General features: G+C 57.7%; 1 protein-coding gene. It reads left to right on the forward strand.

Annotated features, from left to right (window positions below; translation table 11 throughout):
• Positions 1-706: 706 nt before the first annotated feature.
• Positions 707-1,155 (forward strand): F0F1 ATP synthase subunit delta (locus tag AC1D00_RS42165; protein WP_477014782.1); only part of this gene is annotated, 449 nt, incomplete at its 3' end.

Genomic DNA, 1,155 nt, shown 5'->3' on the forward strand with positions numbered 1-1,155 from the left:
CCGTGCGCGGCCGGGTCACAGTGCCCAACGTCTTGAAAGACAGCATTTAATGGTCCCTAAGCTAGTATTGCCACATATGTGGCCAGTGGAGCCCCCATCAGGTTGTGAGCGGATTGGCGTTTCCTTTCGCAATGCGGCATGAATTGGGCAGTAAATCTGTTCTTTGTCGTCATGAAATATCTTGTGACCTGTTCTGATATTCAGGCGATATTCCGTAATATTTGGATTTAACGATTCGTTAACTTCAGTATTACTTACGAATACTGTAAAACGAAGTCATAGCTCCCCGTGTTTAGAGTTGGGTAAGTATTCGCCGGGTGGAACTGAGGAGGCGGGAATCACGCCTCAGCGATCCGTGTTCATGGCCGCTATGCGCTGAGGGCAGGAACAATCGGGGGTGACGGCGACGTAAGGCTCGCGGCAATTCCGTGGCGCGGCAGGCCGCCGTGCAAGTCGGTGCTCAGCTCGTCGTTTGCGTATCGCCGGCTGCGACGAACTGGCGACAGAACGTCATGCCTTTAATTTGGCGTCATGTTGCACGTGCGCGCCTGCTATGTTAGCAAAGCCGCGATTTTAACGAGCCCGGCACTTCCCGTGCTGGTCGAAAATCGAAGTCCCGCTTGAATTCCAAGGGCTTGGATCGCTAGGCGCCGCTTCGTGGCGACGGTTTTTCCCTTGCGAATTTGACAGCTAAAAGAGCGCGTCTGTGGCTGCAGAAGATACCTCCGTTTCCGGTGTGTCCGGCCGTTATGCAACGGCCTTGTTTGAACTGGCCCGCGACCAGAAAGTGGTCGACGAGGTCAAGGCCGACCTCGACAGGTTCGAGGCCATGCTCAGCGAGAGCGCCGATCTGAAGCGCCTCGTCCGCAGCCCGGTGTTTGCGGCCGATGCCCAGTCCAGGGCCCTGACGGCCGTGCTGGACAAGGCCGGCATCGCCGGCATCTCCGCCAATTTCCTGAAAGTGCTGACCGCCAACCGCCGCCTGTTCGTGGTGGCTGACGTCATCCGCGCCTACCGCGCCCTCGTCGCCAAGTTCAAGGGCGAGGCGACCGCTGATGTCACCGTGGCGGAGGCGCTCTCGGACAAGAATCTCGACGCTCTCAAGGTTGCCCTGAAGTCGGTGACCGGCAAGGACGTCGCGCTGAACGTGAAAGT

It is taken from the genome of Bradyrhizobium sp. P2_E8 (assembly GCF_056403875.1).